Origin of the sequence: Anaerobium acetethylicum, from assembly GCF_900096945.1 — a bacterium.
GTDB lineage: Bacteria > Bacillota > Clostridia > Lachnospirales > Lachnospiraceae > Anaerobium > Anaerobium acetethylicum.
In genome coordinates this window covers 91284-109908 of record NZ_FMKA01000004.1, presented here as the reverse complement: position 1 = coordinate 109908, position 18625 = coordinate 91284, and the positions used below count along the sequence as shown (strand labels likewise).

The 18625-nt window shown below is 48.2% G+C and carries 14 protein-coding genes; 10 read left to right on the top strand and 4 right to left on the bottom strand.

Going from position 1 to position 18625, the window contains the following annotated elements; genetic code table 11:
- The first annotated feature begins 108 nt into the window (after positions 1-108).
- The 6 genes from galE to BJR36_RS05750 all read left to right on the top strand — a co-directional run bounded on the left by galE (position 109) and on the right by BJR36_RS05750 (position 5078).
- Positions 109-1122 carry a UDP-glucose 4-epimerase GalE gene (gene galE, locus BJR36_RS05775; protein WP_091231424.1) on the top strand — a complete coding sequence of 338 codons (1014 nt, stop codon included), beginning with the start codon at positions 109-111 and terminating at the stop codon, positions 1120-1122.
- Between the two features lie 846 nt (positions 1123-1968).
- A complete protein-coding gene (locus tag BJR36_RS05770) occupies positions 1969-3018 on the top strand; it encodes an L-threonylcarbamoyladenylate synthase (RefSeq protein WP_091231421.1) in 1050 nt (349 codons plus the stop codon).
- A gap of 12 nt (positions 3019-3030) precedes the next feature.
- Entirely contained in the window at positions 3031-3486 is a 456-nt protein-coding gene (locus BJR36_RS20550; RefSeq protein ID WP_091231419.1) for an arsenate reductase/protein-tyrosine-phosphatase family protein, read from the top strand.
- Position 3487: 1 nt separating this feature from the next.
- Complete coding sequence (gene rpiB / locus BJR36_RS05760; RefSeq protein WP_091231416.1) at positions 3488-3916, top strand: ribose 5-phosphate isomerase B; 429 nt, start codon at positions 3488-3490, stop codon at positions 3914-3916.
- A gap of 15 nt (positions 3917-3931) precedes the next feature.
- A complete protein-coding gene (gene upp, locus BJR36_RS05755; protein ID WP_091231413.1) occupies positions 3932-4561 on the top strand; it encodes a uracil phosphoribosyltransferase in 630 nt (209 codons plus the stop codon).
- A gap of 31 nt (positions 4562-4592) precedes the next feature.
- Positions 4593-5078, top strand: a complete 486-nt coding sequence (locus BJR36_RS05750) for a deoxycytidylate deaminase (RefSeq protein WP_091231410.1) — start codon at positions 4593-4595, stop codon at positions 5076-5078.
- A gap of 30 nt (positions 5079-5108) precedes the next feature.
- Here the strand turns inward: BJR36_RS05750 and BJR36_RS05745 are convergent, their stop codons facing one another.
- Positions 5109-6050, bottom strand: a complete 942-nt coding sequence (locus BJR36_RS05745) for an AraC family transcriptional regulator (RefSeq protein ID WP_169823602.1) — start codon at positions 6048-6050, stop codon at positions 5109-5111.
- Positions 6051-6782: 732 nt separating this feature from the next.
- Here BJR36_RS05745 and BJR36_RS05740 point away from each other — a divergent pair.
- The 3 genes from BJR36_RS05740 to BJR36_RS05730 all read left to right on the top strand — a co-directional run bounded on the left by BJR36_RS05740 (position 6783) and on the right by BJR36_RS05730 (position 11741).
- Entirely contained in the window at positions 6783-7961 is a 1179-nt protein-coding gene (locus BJR36_RS05740; RefSeq protein ID WP_091231404.1) for a class I SAM-dependent methyltransferase, read from the top strand.
- A gap of 3 nt (positions 7962-7964) precedes the next feature.
- The gene (locus BJR36_RS05735) at positions 7965-10484 is read left to right on the top strand and encodes a cysteine peptidase family C39 domain-containing protein (protein ID WP_091231401.1); all 2520 of its coding nucleotides are present in this window, start codon (positions 7965-7967) and stop codon (positions 10482-10484) included.
- 141 nt (positions 10485-10625) lie between these two features.
- On the top strand, positions 10626-11741 hold the full coding sequence (locus BJR36_RS05730; protein WP_091231714.1) for an aminopeptidase: 1116 nt from the start codon (positions 10626-10628) through the stop codon (positions 11739-11741).
- Between the two features lie 938 nt (positions 11742-12679).
- Here BJR36_RS05730 and BJR36_RS05725 read toward each other — a convergent pair.
- The gene (locus tag BJR36_RS05725; protein ID WP_091231399.1) at positions 12680-13168 is read right to left on the bottom strand and encodes a QueT transporter family protein; all 489 of its coding nucleotides are present in this window, start codon (positions 13166-13168) and stop codon (positions 12680-12682) included.
- A gap of 293 nt (positions 13169-13461) precedes the next feature.
- On the opposite strand from BJR36_RS05725, the gene BJR36_RS05720 reads away from it, so the two are divergent.
- Complete coding sequence (locus BJR36_RS05720; RefSeq protein ID WP_091231395.1) at positions 13462-15456, top strand: transglycosylase domain-containing protein; 1995 nt, start codon at positions 13462-13464, stop codon at positions 15454-15456.
- Between the two features lie 710 nt (positions 15457-16166).
- On the opposite strand, the gene BJR36_RS05710 is transcribed toward BJR36_RS05720, so the two are convergent.
- Together BJR36_RS05710 and BJR36_RS05705 are read right to left on the bottom strand one after the other, a co-directional pair.
- The gene (locus BJR36_RS05710; RefSeq protein WP_091231389.1) at positions 16167-17354 is read right to left on the bottom strand and encodes a ribose-phosphate pyrophosphokinase; all 1188 of its coding nucleotides are present in this window, start codon (positions 17352-17354) and stop codon (positions 16167-16169) included.
- Between the two features lie 284 nt (positions 17355-17638).
- Entirely contained in the window at positions 17639-18619 is a 981-nt protein-coding gene (locus tag BJR36_RS05705) for an ATP-binding protein (RefSeq protein ID WP_091231387.1), read from the bottom strand.
- Positions 18620-18625 lie beyond the last annotated feature (6 nt).

Sequence of the window (18625 nt, the reverse complement as noted above, 5' to 3'; positions counted from 1 at the left end):
AAAATCGCATTAAAAATAAGAAAAATGAATTAAAATAAAAAAAGTAGTTGAAAAGTTCGGGAAATAGTTATAGGATAATGGTAAAGACTATTTCAGGAGGTAAAGAATATGGCGATTTTAGTAACAGGCGGGGCTGGTTATATCGGAAGCCACACATGTGTGGAACTATTAAATGAAGGTTATGAAGTTGTAGTTGTGGATAATCTCAGCAACTCAAGCGAGAAATCCCTTGAAAGGGTTGAGCAGATAACCGGGAAAAAGACGAAATTCTACAAAGCGGATATCCTCGACAGAGAAGCATTAGAAGAGATATTCAAGAAAGAAAAAATCGAATCGGTAATCCATTTTGCAGGTTTTAAGGCTGTTGGAGAATCAGTTGCAAAACCTTTGGAATATTACCATAACAATATAACGGGAACACTTATCCTGTGCGATGTCATGAGAAATCACGGCGTTAAGAATATCGTGTTCAGCTCATCAGCAACTGTTTACGGAGATCCTCATACAGTGCCGATCACGGAAGACTTCCCGCTGTCAGCTACAAATCCTTACGGCAGGACGAAACTTATGCTCGAGCAGATCCTTACAGACATCCAGGCAGCAGATCCTGAGTGGAACGTCATACTTCTGCGCTACTTCAACCCGATCGGAGCCCACAAGAGCGGTCTGATCGGAGAAAATCCAAAAGGAATCCCGAACAACCTTCTTCCTTACATTGCACAGGTTGCAGTTGGAAAGCTGGCATGCCTCGGCGTATTCGGTTCGGATTATGATACGCCTGACGGTACCGGCGTCCGTGACTACATCCATGTCGTAGACCTGGCAATCGGACATGTCAAAGCGATCCAGAAAGTAAGCGAAAAGAAAGGCCTCCTGATCTATAACCTCGGAACCGGAAAAGGATACAGCGTTCTGGACATGGTCAGGAGCTTTGAAAAGGCATGCGGAAAGCCTGTCAAATATGAAATCAAACCCCGCAGACCTGGCGATATCGCTACCTGCTACGCAGATCCTGCAAAAGCGAAAGCGGAGCTCGGCTGGGAAGCCCAGAGAGGCATCGAGGAAATGTGCGAAGATTCCTGGAGATGGCAGTCGAACAATCCTAACGGATACGAAGAATAACAGCATAGATCTACTTAAGGCCCCGGACCTGGTCCGGGGCCTGTTTTTAATTTATAGGAGTGGAGTGTCAAAAGCCCATTTACAGTAGGGTATTCGTCAATTTGCACAAGTTTTTAGAATGAGGACGTGATACAAAACATGTTGATTCGCAGCGCGCTCTCGCTTAGATGAAGACGTAGTGGTACGTAAGGACGCAGAGTACGCGTCCTAAGTACCAACGTCTTCATATCATAGGTGAGTTCGTCCTATGATATGAAAACCCTCCGGGGGATGTGCAGTCGGGCTTATGGTAGTTGATTGACTATCGTCAATCAGCCCTCCGCACTGCAAAGTGCTTTCGCCTTCAAGTTTTAGGTTAGCAGAGCGGAAGGGGGTGAAACCACTTTGTTCTAAAGCTGCTCATCAATTCATGTTTTGTATCACTGTGTTGCAACTGGCGAATGTGCAAATTGACTAAGCGGAACGTTGGAAGAGGGCTTTTGACGCCCTGGTTTTTATGGAGAATTTCTTGGACTTCCTATAAACTAAAATGCTTTACGTGGATGTGTATGATATGCAGGAGGAATATGTCGCAGAAGTGGTCACCATCAGATAGAGAGTCTGCCAAGGCAGTCGCGCTACCTGAAAAAAGACGCAAAACAAAAAAATGTTTCACTTAAGGCCGGGTGGTGGTATAATAAACGTCGTATGACATGATTACAGCAGGCATAACAGGCAGGATGATTGTGCCGGAATGGTAACTTTTCAGAGAAGGACGTAGTCCCGTATCGTTATCCGGAAGGGTAATTTTTTGGAGAAGGACATAGTTCGATATCGTTACCCGGAAGGGACAGATAAGAGGTCAATATGAAGACAATAATTAAGAAAATAGACAGAGCATGCATCGACAGAGAAATCCTGTCGGAGGCGGGAGAGATACTCCGCAGGGGAGGGCTTGTTGCCTTTCCTACGGAAACCGTATATGGACTTGGTGCAGATGCCCTGCAGGAGGAAGCTTCGGCTAAAATCTACGCGGCAAAGGGAAGGCCATCGGATAATCCGCTGATTGTACATATTGCTAAATACGAAGACCTGAAAAAGATTACAAAAGAAATACCGGAGGCGGCAAAAAGGCTGGCCGATGCCTTCTGGCCGGGACCGCTCACAATGGTATTCAATAAAAGCGAAGCAGTTCCATTAGGGACGACAGGAGGCCTGTCCACGGTTGCCGTGAGGATGCCTTCCGACCCTGTGGCACTTGCCCTCATTGAAGCCGGAGGAGGCTATGTTGCAGCCCCCAGCGCCAATACCTCAGGACGTCCAAGTCCCACGCTGGCGCAGCATGTAATAGAAGATCTGGATGGAAAAATCGACATGGTAATCGACGGCGGCGCCGTGAATATCGGACTGGAGTCGACAATTGTGGACATGAGCGCAGAACCACCGACAATCCTCAGGCCCGGGTATATCAACAGGGAAATGATTGAAAAGGTGATCGGCCCTGTAGAGATCGATCAGGCGCTGATAGCGCCCGACAGCGGACTGAAGCCAAAAGCACCGGGAATGAAATATAAGCATTACGCACCAAAGGCAGAGCTGGTGATCGTGGAAGGGCCTGTTGACCAGGTGGTTGAGATGATAAACAGGCTTGCAGAGGAAAAGCAGAATACCGGTATGAAAGTCGGGATTATAGGCACAGAGGAAACCGTTGCGGAATACAGGGCTGGAATCGTAAAAAGCATCGGGTCCAGAGAAGAGGAAGCATCCATAGCAAAACACCTGTACAGGATACTGAGGGAATTCGATGATTCGGATGTCGATTTCATCTATACGGAAGCCTTCCAGACGCCGCAGATGGGACAGGCCATTATGAACAGGCTGCTGAAGGCGGCAGGACATCAGATAATCAGAATTTAAGGAGAAGCAGGAATGAGTTATTACAATAAAGTTGTTTTTGTTTCGTCCAGCGATACCTGCAGGGGGCCCATGGCCGCAGGGATTATGAGAAGCATGCTGGTTAAGAAACCTTTAGAGATCAGATCCAGGGGACTGGTGGTACTGTTTCCCGAGCCGCCAAACCAGAAAGCCGTTGCAATCATGAAGAGCAACAGGCTTGAGATTGACGGGCACGTGTCGATACTTCTGTCGGAAGAAGATCTGGCAGAGGACTGTCTGGTTCTTGTCATGGAAGAACAGCAGAAACAGAAGATTCTCGAACTTCATGAAGATGCATCCAATGTATACACCCTGACGGAAGCTGTCGGCGAGGAGGGGGATATACCAGACCCCTACGGCGGAGAACTGAAGGAATACGGAGCATGCTATGAAAAAATATATGCAATTGTTGAAAAATTTGTGGAAATCATAAACAGGGAGGAAATTTAAGATGATAGGAATTGGAAGCGATCACGGCGGATATGAACTGAAGCAGGAGATCATGGGATATCTGAACGCAAAGGGATATGAATACAGGGATTTTGGATGTTATGAGTGTGAAGCATGCGACTATCCGGAATACGGAAAGGCGGTTGCAGAGGCCGTAGTCAGCGGAGAATGTGAAAAAGGCATTATCATCTGCGGCACAGGAATCGGAATTTCCATAGCGGCGAACAAAGTGCCTGGAATCCGTGCGGCATTATGTACAGACTGTTTCACTGCAGAAGCAACAAGGCTTCATAACGATGCAAATATACTTGCCCTTGGCGGCAGGGTTGTAGGCGCAGGCCTTGCAATCAAGATTGTAGAAACATTTCTGAATACTGAATTTTCAAATGATGAGAGACACATAAACAGAATCAGGAAAATTGAAGGTTAGAAGGAGGAGAATGGTATGTCAAAAGTAGTAGTAATGGACCATCCGCTGATACAGCATAAAATCGGCATCATCAGAAAAAAGGAAACAGGATCGAAGGATTTCAGGCAGCTGATCAGCGAGATCGCAATGCTCATGTGCTATGAAGCCACAAGAGACCTTAAGCTGGAGGAGATTGACATTGAGACTCCGATCTGCAAAGCGGTCGTGAAGGAGCTCAAAGGAAAGAAACTTGCGGTGGTTCCGATCTTAAGGGCAGGCCTCGGAATGGTGGAAGGAATGCTCAGCATCATTCCTGCAGCAAAAGTAGGTCATATCGGACTTTACAGGGATCCGGAAACCCTTGAACCGGTTGAATATTACTGCAAGCTTCCGGAAGACATAGCGGAAAGGGAAGTATATGTAGTAGATCCGATGCTTGCCACAGGCGGATCGGCAGCGGCTGCAATTGAGCTTCTCAAACAGAAGGGTGCAAAAAAGATCCATTTCATGTGCATCGTGGCAGCGCCGGAAGGAATCGAAAGAATGAAGAAGGAACACCCGGATGTAGATATCTATGTGGGAACCCGTGATGAAAAGCTGAACAGCCACGGATATATCGTACCAGGCCTCGGAGATGCGGGAGACAGGATTTTTGGAACAAAATAGGTTTTTTTGAGACGTAATATGGAGGAGTCATATGAGTACAAAAAGAACAGACTATATTACCTGGGACGAATACTTCATGGGAGTCGCAATCCTTTCGGGAATGAGGTCCAAGGATCCAAGCACCCAGGTCGGCGCATGCATAGTCAGCAACGATAACAAGATCCTTTCCATGGGATACAACGGCCTGCCGAGAGGCTGCTCGGACGATGATTTTCCGTGGACAAAGGAGGGCGATCCCCTTGAAAACAAATATTTTTATACGACCCATAGCGAACTCAATGCGATCCTGAATTACAGGGGAGGAAGCCTTGAGGGCTCCAAGCTCTATGTATCCCTGTTCCCGTGCAACGAATGTGCCAAGGCAATCATTCAGTCCGGGATCAAGACGGTGGTGTACGACTCCGACAAATATGCCGACACGCCGTCGGTCATCGCATCAAAACGCATGTTTGATTCGTCAGGGGTGAGGTATTACCAGTACCAGAGGACAGGCAGGGAAATCCAGTTTTCCGTTTAACATAAAAAGAAACCAGAAGCCGTGAACTGTTCACAGCATCTGGTTTCTTTTTTCGCTGTTTTTGATGAGAGTCAGCGAATCGTTCTCCACAAACTGCTGTTCGGGAGATTTCTGCTTATAGAATGAAAAAATATCGGATTCCATATCCGGAAGGGCTGCGAATTTTGTCGGCGTATATCCGGTGATGTCCTTGAAAACCCTGTTAAAGGTCCTGATATTGTTGAAGCCGCAGTTAAGGGCGATATCGGTGATCTTCTGAGGGGTCTTCTGAAGCTGCCAGGCCGCCTGCTCGATTCTGATCATGTTCAGGTAGTTGATGAAATGGATGCCGGTCAGCTTCTTGAAGACCTTTGAAAAATGGCTGTCGCTGAAGTTCATCTTCGCGGCCGCAAAAGCAAGGGTGATGTCGTCGGCATAATGTCCGTCCAGGTAAGAGAGGAGCTGCTGCAGATCGTAGAGCATGTTCTGTCTCCGGTTCTGGCTCTGCATATCAAAATTGCTTCGCGGCATCTTCCTTTTCAGCAGATACCAGAAGTTCCGCAGGGAGGCCTTGACGATATCCTGATAATAAGGTTCCTTCCTTTCCAGTTCCAGGTTCACCGTATCGATGAGGATCTCCAGAGGCTCCTTCAGGCCCCATTCCCCCAGCTGCGTCCCTGTTACCAGGGGATGGGCGAAATGGGAATTCTGATAGAGGGAGCTGATGAGGCCGGGATCGAAGATGATGAAATCCAGGCAGTTGTCCGCATCATAGGAATCGCTGTAATGGATATTTCCGCTGTCGCAGATGACAAGATCACCTGCGGCGGCAGTAAAGCACTGGTCGTTTATGCTGATCCTTGCAGAACCCGAGCGCACATAGATGAGTTCGATTTCGTTGTGCCAATGGGCAAGGAAGCTTATGTTTGTATAACTGGAATGCCACACCATAAAGTCGGAGGCATAATTTCGTACTTCATGAAACGCTTTCACTGGAAGGCTCCTTTCGGGCTGCAACAGAAAATATCCATTTTCAGGTGATAAACAGGGTGTTATGCAATATATTATGTAACTATTCAGGACTACGTCCTTCATAGTCACAGATGATGCACACAAATTGCAAAATCGGCAATTTGGCGCATGCATGTCTCGGGTTTTTATGCAAATTCAGCATAAAAACACCTTGCGGGACAGGGGTTCTGAACAGTTACTATATTATAGCAATCGCAACAAAAAATGTCTATCTGAACCATGGGATTTCCATAGAAGATGCGACAGGCAGTTGTCCACACCCTGGTTAACGCCAGGTACTGCTGCTCACAGAGCGACCATCAACTTTTATAGTTATTTTAGTTGTAGTTTTTTTGCAAAGGCTTTACAATATAGGGATACCAGGGTCAAAAGGTCATGCGTTTCATGCTTGCATGAAAAAGCATGACCTTGGGACCCGCCAAAACATGAGAAAGAAGCCCGACCAGGGCGGATTTCTCATGTTTTCAGGATTGTGGGAGCACGAAGTGCGTAACAATCCGCAGGTATCCCGTGAAACAGAGGTTTCATGCTTGCATGAAAAAGCATGACCTTGGGACCCGCCAAAACATGAGAAAGAAGCCCGACCAGGGCGGATTTCTCATGTTTTCAGGATTGTGGGAGCACGAAGTGCGTAACAATCCGCAGGTATCCCGTGAAACAGAGATTCGCCTTAAATAGAAAGGACGCACTTATATGAGTGATTTAAATAAACTGCTTGAAGAATGCCTGAACGAAGAGCTTCTTCAGATTATCATAAGCAACCCCAGAGACAAAGAACAGGGCCTTAAAGTAAAAATCAGGCCGGTCATGATCAAGGAGAAGCTGTATTTTCAGGCTTCTGAATACGTCGGGACAAAAATCTACCATCTTAATTACGAGAAGGACAGGATGGCTGAAAAGATTGAGGAGATGCTCGGCGGAAAGTACAGGCAGCTCCAGGCGGAGACCCAGCACAGCCTGGCTACTGTCCTCGTAAGCAAAAAAGGAAAAGTCACCATCAGCAGAAAGCGCAGGGAGGTGACAAAGGTCATCACAAGCCTTTCCCATAACCGGAAGAAGGAGTATATCCTCGAGGAGGGCAGAAGGGTCGGGTTCCTTGTGGACCTGGGCGTCATGACGGAAGAGGGGAAGATCGTGAAGGCCAGGTACGATAAATTCAGGCAGATAAACCGCTTCCTGGAATTTGTGGAGGATATCCTTCCCCAGCTTCCGAAGGACAGGCAGGTCAGGATCATAGACTTCGGATGCGGAAAATCCTACCTGACGTTCGCCATGTACTACTATCTGAAGGAGCTCAAGGGCTATGACATCAGGGTCACGGGACTTGACCTCAAGGAGGACGTCATCAGCCATTGCAGCGGCCTCAGGGACAAATACATGTTTGACGATCTGGAATTCCTGCAGGGCGATATCGCATCCTATGAAGGCACCGACAGCGTCGACATGGTGGTGACCCTCCATGCCTGCGACACGGCTACTGACTATGCCCTTGCCAAGGCGGTAAAATGGGGGGCGCAGGTCATCCTTTCCGTTCCATGCTGCCAGCATGAGCTGAACGGCCAGATTGGAAATGAGCTCCTGGAGCCGGTTCTGAAGTACGGCATCCTGAAGGAACGGATTGCGGCCCTTGTCACGGACGGACTGAGGGGCGAACTTCTGGAGCGGAACGGATACCAGGTCCAGCTTCTGGAATTCATAGACATGGAGCATACGCCAAAAAATATTCTGATCAGGGCTGTTAAGGATGACAAGACAGCCCAAAACGGAAAAAGCGAAGCTCCCGAACTGGACAGCTACGCAGCCTGCAGGGATTTTTTCGGTGTATCTCCAACCCTCGAAAAGCTTCTTGAGCCGGGAAACGGAGGCCTCTGATAAATGAAGAAAATCATCATCAAGGCAGTCGTGCTCAGCGTGATTTTTATGGCGGCACTGCTGATTATCAGCGGCATAACAAATGAGGGAAATGCGGATTCGACGGCAGAAATGGGATCCGCCACTTATCCGGTCATCTACATGGAGCTGGACGGAGGGAAGGCCAACACCCTCCACGGCTACGGACAGGAAATGCAGGGAAGCTATGTCAGAGACACGATCGCCCCGATTTCCGAAGACGGGGGCCTTTCCATTTCCATAAAGAAAAACAAGACGGAAATCAAAACAGTTTCTTATGAAGTAAGGAGCATCGATTCGACCAGGCTTGTTGAGGAGACAGAGGCAGGAAACAAAAAGACAGAAAACGGATATATAAAGGCAGACCTGCAGATCAAGGACCTTCTGGATGAGGGAACGGAATATCTGCTGAACATAATCCTGGAAACGGACAACGAGGAAAAGATTTATTACTACACAAGAATCATCAGAAAAGAAAAGCTCCATGAGGGAGAAAAGCTGGATTTCATAAAGGATTTCCACGAAAAGACGTTCAATAAGGAAACGGCCAGGGACATCGTAAAATATCTTGAGCCGAAAGCCAGCACGAGCAATGCATCCTTTCAGAAGGTCACCATCAATTCCAAGTTCGATATGGTCACCTGGGGAAGCCTGGCGCCTGAAAAGGTGACAGAACCGGTGCCGGCCATAACGGAGATTGACAGCTCGACGGCTTCCGTAGTATTATCATATTTTGTGTCCTGCCTGAACGACAGCGGTGAGACAGACTACTACAAAGTCAGGGAATTCTACAGGGTCAGATATACCGAGAGCAGGATGTACCTCCTGGATTTCGAAAGGACCATGGACCAGATGTTCAGCTATGAGAACAATGTATTCACGAAAAAAAGCGTCAACCTGGGAATTGTCGGGGAAGACCCTGACTATCTGTCAAATGCCGAAGGGACCATCGTCTGCTTCGTGCAGAATGGCGAGCTCTGGTGCTACGACAGCGAGAAGGGAAAGCTGTCTTCCGTCTATACGTTCATGGACGAAAGGGAATGGGACATCAGAAACACCTATGACCAGCATGGCATAAAGCTGGTGAGCATGGATGGGGCCGGAAATGCCGTCTTCATGGTATACGGCTATATGAACAGGGGAATCCGCGAGGGTTCCGTGGGAGTTGCCGTCTACCAGTACAGCAGCGCCATCAATGCAATCGAGGAAAAGGTCTTCATACCTTCTACCAAATCCTTTCAGCTTTTGAAGGAAGACATCGGAAAGCTTTGTTACATAAATAACAACAATGTGGTGTACATCATGATGAACAGCACCATATACAGCATCGACCTGGCCACAATGGAATACCAGGAAGCCGTATCCGGACTCGGCGAAGGAAGCTTCGTCATTTCCGCCGACAACCATCTGCTCGCATGGCAGGAAGAAAAGCAGGCCGATAATTCTACAATCGTGCATATCCGGAACCTGGATACGGACGAGGAACAGATGATCGCCTGCAATCCTGACGAGAGGATCAGGCCCCTCGGCTTCATGGAGGAGGACTTCATCTACGGCATAGCAAGACAGGCAGACATCGCGCAGGATATGGCCGGGAACACAGTTTTCCCCATGTACGTTGTGAAAATACAGAATGGCGGTACGCTCATCAAGGAATACAGCCAGGAGGGCATTTACATAACTGCGGCAGCCATAGAAGACAACATGATCCGCCTGACAAGGGTCACGAAAAGCGGAGCAGGTTACGCGGCGGCTTCCGATGACCAGATAGTCAGCAACAGGGAAAAAGAGGCCGGAAGCATAAGGGTTGATTCTGCCGTTTCGGATAAGAAAAAGCAGGAGATCCTTCTTGTTTTTGAAAACGGGATAGAGGATCTGACGCCGAAATTCCTGACGCCGAAAGAGATCATCTACGAAGGCTCAAGGGAAGTCGCCCTTGAAAAAACCGGAGAAAGCTCCGATAAGTACTACGTATATGCGAAAGGTGCCATGGAGGGCATCTATTTCAATGCGGGAAGCGCAATCGCCAGGGCCGCGCAGCTGTCGGGGGTAGTCGTTACCGACACCCAGGAATACGTCTGGGAACGGGGCAACCGCAAGACCAGGACCCAGATCGACGGTATTGGCAGTGGAACGGTTGACGCATCCCATAGCAGCACGGCTGTGTGCCTGAACCTGATGATGATGCACAAGGGCGTAAGCGTCGATGCGGCGCAGCTGCTGAACGAAGGAAAGACGCCGGCGGCCATCCTTTCGGAGAATCTGGGGCTGCAGGTGATAGACCTCACCGGCTGCGAGCTTGATGCGGCCCTGTATTATGTGAGCCGCGGAACGCCGGTACTGGCCATGACGGATGCCGCATCGGCAGTGCTGATCACAGGCTACGACGAGCTGAATACGATCATCATGAACCCGGCTACGGGAACCACCTACAAAGTCGGGATGAAGGACAGTGCAGCCATGTTCCAGGCAGCAGGAAACAGATTTATCAGCTATATCAGATAGATAGAGAAGCATCATAGTGACTGTTCACTCCGTGAAAAGCAATACATCACAGAGACTATGAAGGACACAGTCCTGAATAGTTGCGGCATAAGATTCCGGCAGGAAGTCAGCCGGATAAAAATAAAGAAAGAAGGACTGAAAATGGACGAAAGAATCAAAACCCTTGCCTACAATCTTGTAAACTATTCATGCAAGGTAAAAGAGAACGAAAAAGTTTACATCCACTACATAGGAGAAGCGACGGAAGATCTGGCAAGACAGGTCATCAAAGAGGTTTATGCGGTCAAAGGGCTTCCGTTTGTACACTTTACAAGCAGCAGGGTTCAGAGGGAAATCCTCTTGAATACGACAGAAGAGCAGCTGAAGATCATGGCAGAAGTAGATTGTCTTGAGATGTCAAAAATGGACTGCTACATCGGAATCAGAGGAACGGACAACGTCTCAGAGCTTTCCGATGTTCCGGCGGACAGGATGTCATTATATGAGAAGCTTTATGCAACCCCGGTACACCATGACATCAGGGTTCCAAAGACAAGATGGGTCGTTCTCCGTTATCCGAATGCAGCAATGGCACAGCTTTCAAATTCAAGCACTGATGCCTTCGAAGACTTCTATTTCCAGGTATGCAACCTGGATTACAGCAAAATGGGAGAGGCCATGAAGCCGCTTGTTGCTCTCATGAACCGTACTGACAAGGTGAACATCAAAGGACCGGGAACCGACCTTACGTTTTCCATCAAAGGAATTCCGGCTGTTCCTTGTGCGGGAGAACTGAATATCCCGGACGGCGAAGTGTATACGGCGCCTGTAAAGGATTCCATCAACGGGAAGCTCAGCTACAACACGCCTTCCGTATACCAGGGCTTTACCTATGAAAACATCTGCCTGGAATTCAAGGATGGAAAAATCATCAATGCCACTGCAAACGATACGGAACGCATCACCAAGGTGTTCGATACAGACGAGGGAGCAAGATATGTTGGAGAATTTGCCATCGGTGTAAATCCTTACATACTGAAGCCTATGAAAGACACGCTCTTTGATGAGAAAATAATGGGATCAATCCACTTCACTCCCGGAAACTGCTATGACGAAGCGCCTAACGGAAACGTATCCTCGATCCATTGGGACCTGGTACTGATCCAGACGCCTGAATTCGGCGGAGGCGAAATCTACTTCGATGATGTTCTGATCAGAAAAGATGGGCAATTCGTGATTCCGGAACTGGAATGCCTTAATCCGGGAAACCTGACGTGATGAAAAACATGTTCATTCGCAGCGCGCTCTCGCTTAGATGAAGACGTAGTGGTACGTAAGGCCGCAGAGTACGCGGCCTAAGTACCAACGTCTTCATAAAGCTGCTCATTGAATCATGTTTTGCATCACTGCGTGTTGGATGGCTTTCTGGAAACCTGACGTGATGAAAAACATGTTCATTCGCAGCGCGCTCTCGCTTAGATGAAGACGTAGTGGTACGTAAGGCCGCAGAGTACGCGGCCTAAGTACCAACGTCTTCATAAAGCTGCTCATTGAATCATGTTTTGCATCACTGCGTGTTGGATGGCTTTCTGGAAACCTGACGTGATGAAAAACATGTTCATTCGCAGCGCGCTCTCGCTTAGATGAAGACGTAGTGGTACGTAAGGCCGCAGAGTACGCGGCCTAAGTACCAACGTCTTCATAAAGCTGCTCATTGAATCATGTTTTGCATCACTGTGTGTTGGATGGCTTTCTGGAAACAGGACGTGATGAAAAACATGTTCATTCGCAGCGCGCTCCCGCTTAGATGAAGACGTAGTGGTACGTAAGGCCTCGCATTCAGCAGTCTTAAGTACTAATGGTTTGACTGTTCAGTTGTCAAGTGACGCGAGGTGTTTTTATGCTGCTTTTGCATAAAAATCCGAGTTTTGCATGCGCCAAATTGCAGTTCCTGCAATTTGTGTGCATCATATGTAACTATGAAGGACGTAGTCCGGAATAGTTACCAACGTCTTCATAAAGCTGCTCATTGAATCATGTTTTGTATCACTGTATGTTGGCGGGTGAAAGTGCTGATTGACGAAGCCGAATGTTACAAGATAGCCTTGATACACGAATTCCATAACAAAAGCCCAGCCGTTGAACCGGCTGGGCTTTTGTTGACCTTAGATTATGTTTGAATGAGTTCCTGCGGGCATGCGGGAATGAAATTGTTCTTAAACCTGCTGACGGAATATGACTTGCCTGTACTGATTGAGCGTGGTCAGCAGTATCATTCCGAGTACGCCGCATGATATGATTTCCCCGATTCCCACAGTAAGCATCATGAAGGGGATGGGCAGTGGAACTGCATAGCCGAACTTCAGGATGAAAGGGACAACGAGGGTATTTGCGATAATTGGAGGCAAGGGAACAAGGTATTTGTTTTTCCTTAAAAGATAGGAAAAGATGGCTCCGGCCAGGGTTGCGAGGCTGCCGAAAATGACGTCGATGACGATTGCCCCTCCCAGAAAATTGCCGATAAGGCATCCGATAAATAGTCCCGGTATTGCCGCCGGGGTAAAGAAAGGCAGGATTGTCAGCGCTTCTGCAATACGCACCTGCACTTCGCCGAAACTGAACGGCTGGAATACGAAGGTAAGCACCACGTAGATGGCTGCAATCATGGCTGCCTGTGTGAGGAACAGCACTTTTTTGTTCTGCATGATTAAATTCTCCTTTAGTTTTGTTTTAGTTGTGGAAGGTCTCGAACACAACATCGTTTATTAAAGTTACCTGTCACAGAGTGAACAGTAACATTATAAAGGAAACTGGCGGCACTGTAAAGCCCGATCTCTTGCACCGGGGCGGAGGATGGGATATACTATTACTAATAACTCCGTGAATAATAACATACTGCGCGATGCGCAGAACTGGTTGAAATACACCATTTCGCGCTGCAAGCCGTACTCAATAACAGGATGAATAAGGACAGAAAAGGAAGAGCGGTCGGTAAACTATGGCAGATAAAATAAACTGGAAAAACGGGAAAAAAAGACATAGATTGTTCTGGGGCTTCGTGAAGCTGCAGGTATTCCTTATGGTGCTTGCCCTGGTGGCGGGAGCTTTTCTCTACAGGTGCGGTTTTGATGAGACGGTGATTGCGCTCTACAGGGAGGCTGTATCATTTGCCGAACACTCGTCGGAGGAAACGTTCCGGTCAACGCAGACGAGCCTTGTATATGATGCGGGCGGAAATCTGCTTTCCACCCTGAAGGGCGAAAAGGACGTCTACTATCTGGAATCGGAAGAGATCCCCGACCAGGTCAAGGATGCCTTCATAAGCATAGAGGATAAGAAATTCTACAGCCATATAGGAATCGATCTGGAGGCCATCGTCCGGGCAGCGAAGACCATAATCGAAGACAGGGAAATCACCCAGGGAGCCAGCACCATCACCCAGCAGCTCAGCAGGAATGTATTCCTTACCCACCAGGTGTCCTGGGAGAGAAAGGTGGAGGAGATCTTCATAGCTCTGGAGCTGGAGAAAAGATACTCCAAAGAGGAAATCCTGGAATATTATATCAATAATATCTATTTTGCCAACGGCTATTATGGCATACAGGCCGCCAGCAAGGGCTATTTCGGTGTGGATGCCGGGGGCCTGAGCCTGGCCCAGATCACGTTCTTGTGTGCGATCCCCAATAATCCGACCCTCTACAATCCCGTGGACAGCATGGACGATACGATCGGGCGCAGAAACAGGATCCTTGGCGAAATGCTTCAGGACGGAAAAATTTCACCTGAGGATTACAATGCCGCAATCGGGGAGCCGGTGGAAATAAAGGTTCAGACATCCACAAGGAACAATTACGTGGAGACCTACGTCTACCACTGCGCAGTCGTGGCCCTGATGGAACGGCAGGGCTTTGCGTTTCGCAACGAGTTCGGGAACGAGGTTGAAGAGAAAATCTACGACGAGGCATACGATGCCCTCTACAGGGAATGCAAACGGAACCTGTATACAAAAGGCTACAGGATATATACGTCCATAGATCTTGGCAGGCAGCAGCTTCTCCAGGCAGCAGTGGATGAGCAGCTGGAAGATTTTACGGATCTTAGCGGTACCGGCGTATACAAGCTTCAGGGGGCAGCGACCTGCATCGACAATCTGACGGGATACGTGGTGGCAATCGTAGGTGGCAGAAGCCAGGAGACAAGCGAATATACCCTTAACCGGGCATTTCAGAGCTACAGGCAGCCAGGAAGCACCATAAAGCCCCTGATCGTATATACACCCGCCCTTGAGAGAGGATATCTGCCCACCACCATAGTGAACGACCATGGAATCAAAAACGGCCCTGAAAATTCCGACGGGAAATATTTAGGAAGGATGACCCTCAGGAAGGCTGTGGAAAAATCAAGAAATACGGTTGCCTGGCAGATCCTGGCGGAACTGACTCCCAGGGAAGGCCTTTCCTATCTGAAGACGATGGATTTTGCCGAAATAACGGAAACCGACTACGTGCTCTCATCTGCCATAGGAGGCCTCACAAACGGCGTAACGACGGTAGAAATGGCTTCCGGCTACAGATGCATAGAAAACGACGGAAACTTCAGGAATCCCACCTGTATCGTAAAGATAACCGATGCTGACGGAAGGGAACTATACGCAGAAACGGGAGAGGAGACCCCTGTATACAAGCAGAATGCCGCAAGGATGATGACAGACATCCTGAAGGGCGTTCTGACAAGCGGAACAGGATACCGTTGCAGGCTGTCCTCCAAAATGCCGGCCGCAGCAAAAACAGGAACCACAAACGACAGCAAAGACGGCTGGTTCGTCGGATTTACAAGCTACTATACAACCAGCGTCTGGGTCGGCTGCGATCAGCCGGAAAAGGTAAAGAACCTCTACGGCGCAACCTACCCGGGACGGATCTGGAAGCAGTACATGGACGCCATCCACGACGGCCTTGAGATCAGGGAATTCCTCCCCTATGTGGAAGAATAGCCTCCCGCCGCGGAAAGCCCACTCACCCAAAAACAGCTGACAGCACTGAAAATAGAAGTACAACAAAAATACAACAGAAATACAACAGGAACAGAGCAGAAACAGCACAGGAATAGAGTAGGAACAGAGCAGGAACAGAGCAGAAATAGAACGGGAATAGAGCCGGAACAGAGCAGAAATAGAACAGGAATAGAGCCGGAACAGAGCAGAAATAGAACAGGAACAGAGCAGAAACAGAATAGAAATACAACAGGAACAGAGCAGAAACAGAGCCGAAATAGAACAGGAATAGAGCGGGAACAGAGCAGGAACAGAGCAGAAATAGAACAAGAATAAAGCAGGAACAAAGCAGGAATACAAAATAAAGCAGGTGCCTCCCCGGAACAATCCCGGGAAAGCACCTGCTTTCAAATTCTGTATACAAGCATCTAAAAACAAGCAGCTTCATGAAGATGTAGCGGTACGTAGGCTGCATCTTCTGCAGCCCTACGTATCTCTCCATCTTGATCCAAGCTTCAAAATCCCTCATTCAGAATGCGTCGTCAATGCGCCCATCAGCCATCCAACACGCAGTGATGCAAAACATGATTCAATGAGCAGCTTTATGAAGACGTTGGTACTTAGGCCGCGTATTCTGCGGCCTTACGTACCACTACGTCTTCATCTAAGCGAGAGCGCGCTGCGAATGAACATGTTTTTCATCACGTCCTTTATTTGCTGAGTTCGCCTTTTTTGTATTTTTCGAGAAGGGTCTGAATGCGTTTGTTAGGATTCAGGAGGCTGCTGATTGAACCATCATGGTTCAGATTGTCTATAATCAGGGCGATATATTTGCTCAAGTCGCAGTTAATGTAGTAAGGACGTGAAAGGAGCTCAGGCGTCTGGTAAACAAGGTTTGTAGTCAGGACGCGGTCGATCAGTCCTTTTTCATAAGCTTCGTCGAATTTTTCGAGTCCGTTTGTGAACAGTCCGAAAGTCGAAAGGACAAAAATCCTGCCGGCTTTTCTTCTCTTGAGTTCTTCCGCAACTTCAAGCATGCTTTCGCCTGAAGAGATCATGTCGTCGATGATGAGCATGTCTTTTCCTTCCACGGAAGAGCCGAGGAATTCATGAGCCACGATCGGATTACGTCCATTGATGATGGTCGTATAGTCACGGCGTTTGTAGAACATACCCATATCGATGCCGAGAACGTTTGCAAGGTACACTGCACGGCTCATTCCGCCTTCGTCAGGGCTGATCATCATCATATGCTCGCTGTCGATCTTCAGGTCAGGAACGTTGTTCAGAAGCCCCTTGATGAACTGGTATGCAGGCTGTACGGTCTCAAATCCGCTGAGAGGAATTGCGTTCTGGACACGTGGGTCATGGGCATCAAAGGTGATGATATTGTCAACGCCCATGTTCACCAATTCCTGTAATGCAAGCGCACAGTCGAGGGATTCTCTTGAGCTGCGCTTGTGCTGGCGGCTTTCATAGAGGAATGGCATGATTACCGTGATGCGGCGTGCCTTTCCGCCTACAGCAGCGATGATACGCTTAAGATCCTGATAGTGGTCGTCAGGAGACATATGGTTTGTATAACCGCATAAGGAGTAGGTAAGGCTGTAATTTGCAACGTCTACAAGTAAGTATAAGTCGTCTCCACGCACGGATTCACTGATGATGCCCTTTGCTTCGCCTGAGCCGAATCTTGGTACCTTTGCACCCAGTATATAGCTGTCTCTCTGGTAGCCTGAAAAAGCAATGGTAGTCTTGTGTTCGCTGTCGCGTTCAGTTCTCCATTTAACCAGGTATTCGTCAACCTTCTGGCCAAGTGTCTTGCATCCTTCCAATGGGATGATACCAAGTGAACCTACAGGTATCGTTTCATAATTCATTTCATCGCGCTGGGACATTAATCCTTACCTCCATATGTTTGTACAATTTTTTATATTGGTGACGGAAGCGCCACCTGATTTATAGTTTAACTGCCGGGATGGAGCCGGCTAAAAGTTACGTATGAAAGGAAAAACAGGCTCTGAGGACCCGTTTTTGCCGTAAAAACAGAGAATTACCAGATACATTTATAACACTACAGGGACGAAACGTCAAGGGGTAAACGTTCAGTCGGGGACCGAAAAGTTTCAGGCAGCCCTTCAGAGACCCTGCCGCAGCTGCTGTTCACGGAGTGAACGGTAAGCTAGCGCAGCCGCTTCTTTATACGGATGTCATCTCCGATTAATTTGATCATGGTATAGTTGCTGGAAATCCTTGAAAAGGTTCTTTCTGAATAGGTCTCAATGAACATGTCGATAGGCAGGTTGGTTGAAATAATCGTAGATTTTTTGCGGAGAAGCCGTTCGTTCACGCACAGGAAAAGCTGTGATGCAACGAAGGAGTTCGTGAGTTCGGTCCCGAGATCATCGATGATGAGCAGGTCGCAGTCAAAAATATACTGGTTCATGTCATCGGCTTCCGCATCTTTGCCAAAGGTGCTTTTTGCCAGAATGTCAAACAGCTGGAATGCCGAGAAGTAGATAACGGAGTGGGCGGAATCAATGAGCTCCTTTGCGACGCAGTTGGAAAGGAAAGTCTTACCGACGCCCGTATCGCCGTAGAAAAGCAGGTTACGGAAGTTTGTGTCGAAGGTATCTATGAAGTTGCGGCATTCCTTTACGGCATACTGGATCGTCTCCAGAGAGGAGAGGCCGGTCGAAGGATTGATCTGATCATCTGAGTAGTATTCATAGGAGAAGGTGTTGAAGTTCTCCCTGTTAAGAACGTCTTTGATATTTGACTGGGTATAGAGCATGTCAATGGTTGCCTGCTTGAAGCAGTGGCATTTCTCATTTCCGATATATCCCGTATCCATGCAGTCGCTGCAGGAATAATGCAGATCCAGATAGTCGTCCGGATAGCCGTTTGCCAGAAGGAGTTCCTTTCTTTTCCTGGAAAGCTGTTCGATCTTTTCCCTGGAAGCTGCAAGAGCGCTTTCATTTCCGTTCAGGATGCTTTTTACGCCGGCAACGGAAAGTGAGGAGACGGAGGCATCCAGTTCCTGGATTTCAGGAAGGACTTTGTAGATTTCCTTCAGGTGCTGGTCCTGCACATGCCTGGACTGCAGCTGTCTCTGGTTGTATTCCCTGATAATTGCATCATATTGAGAATTTTTTAGCGCCATGGGAGA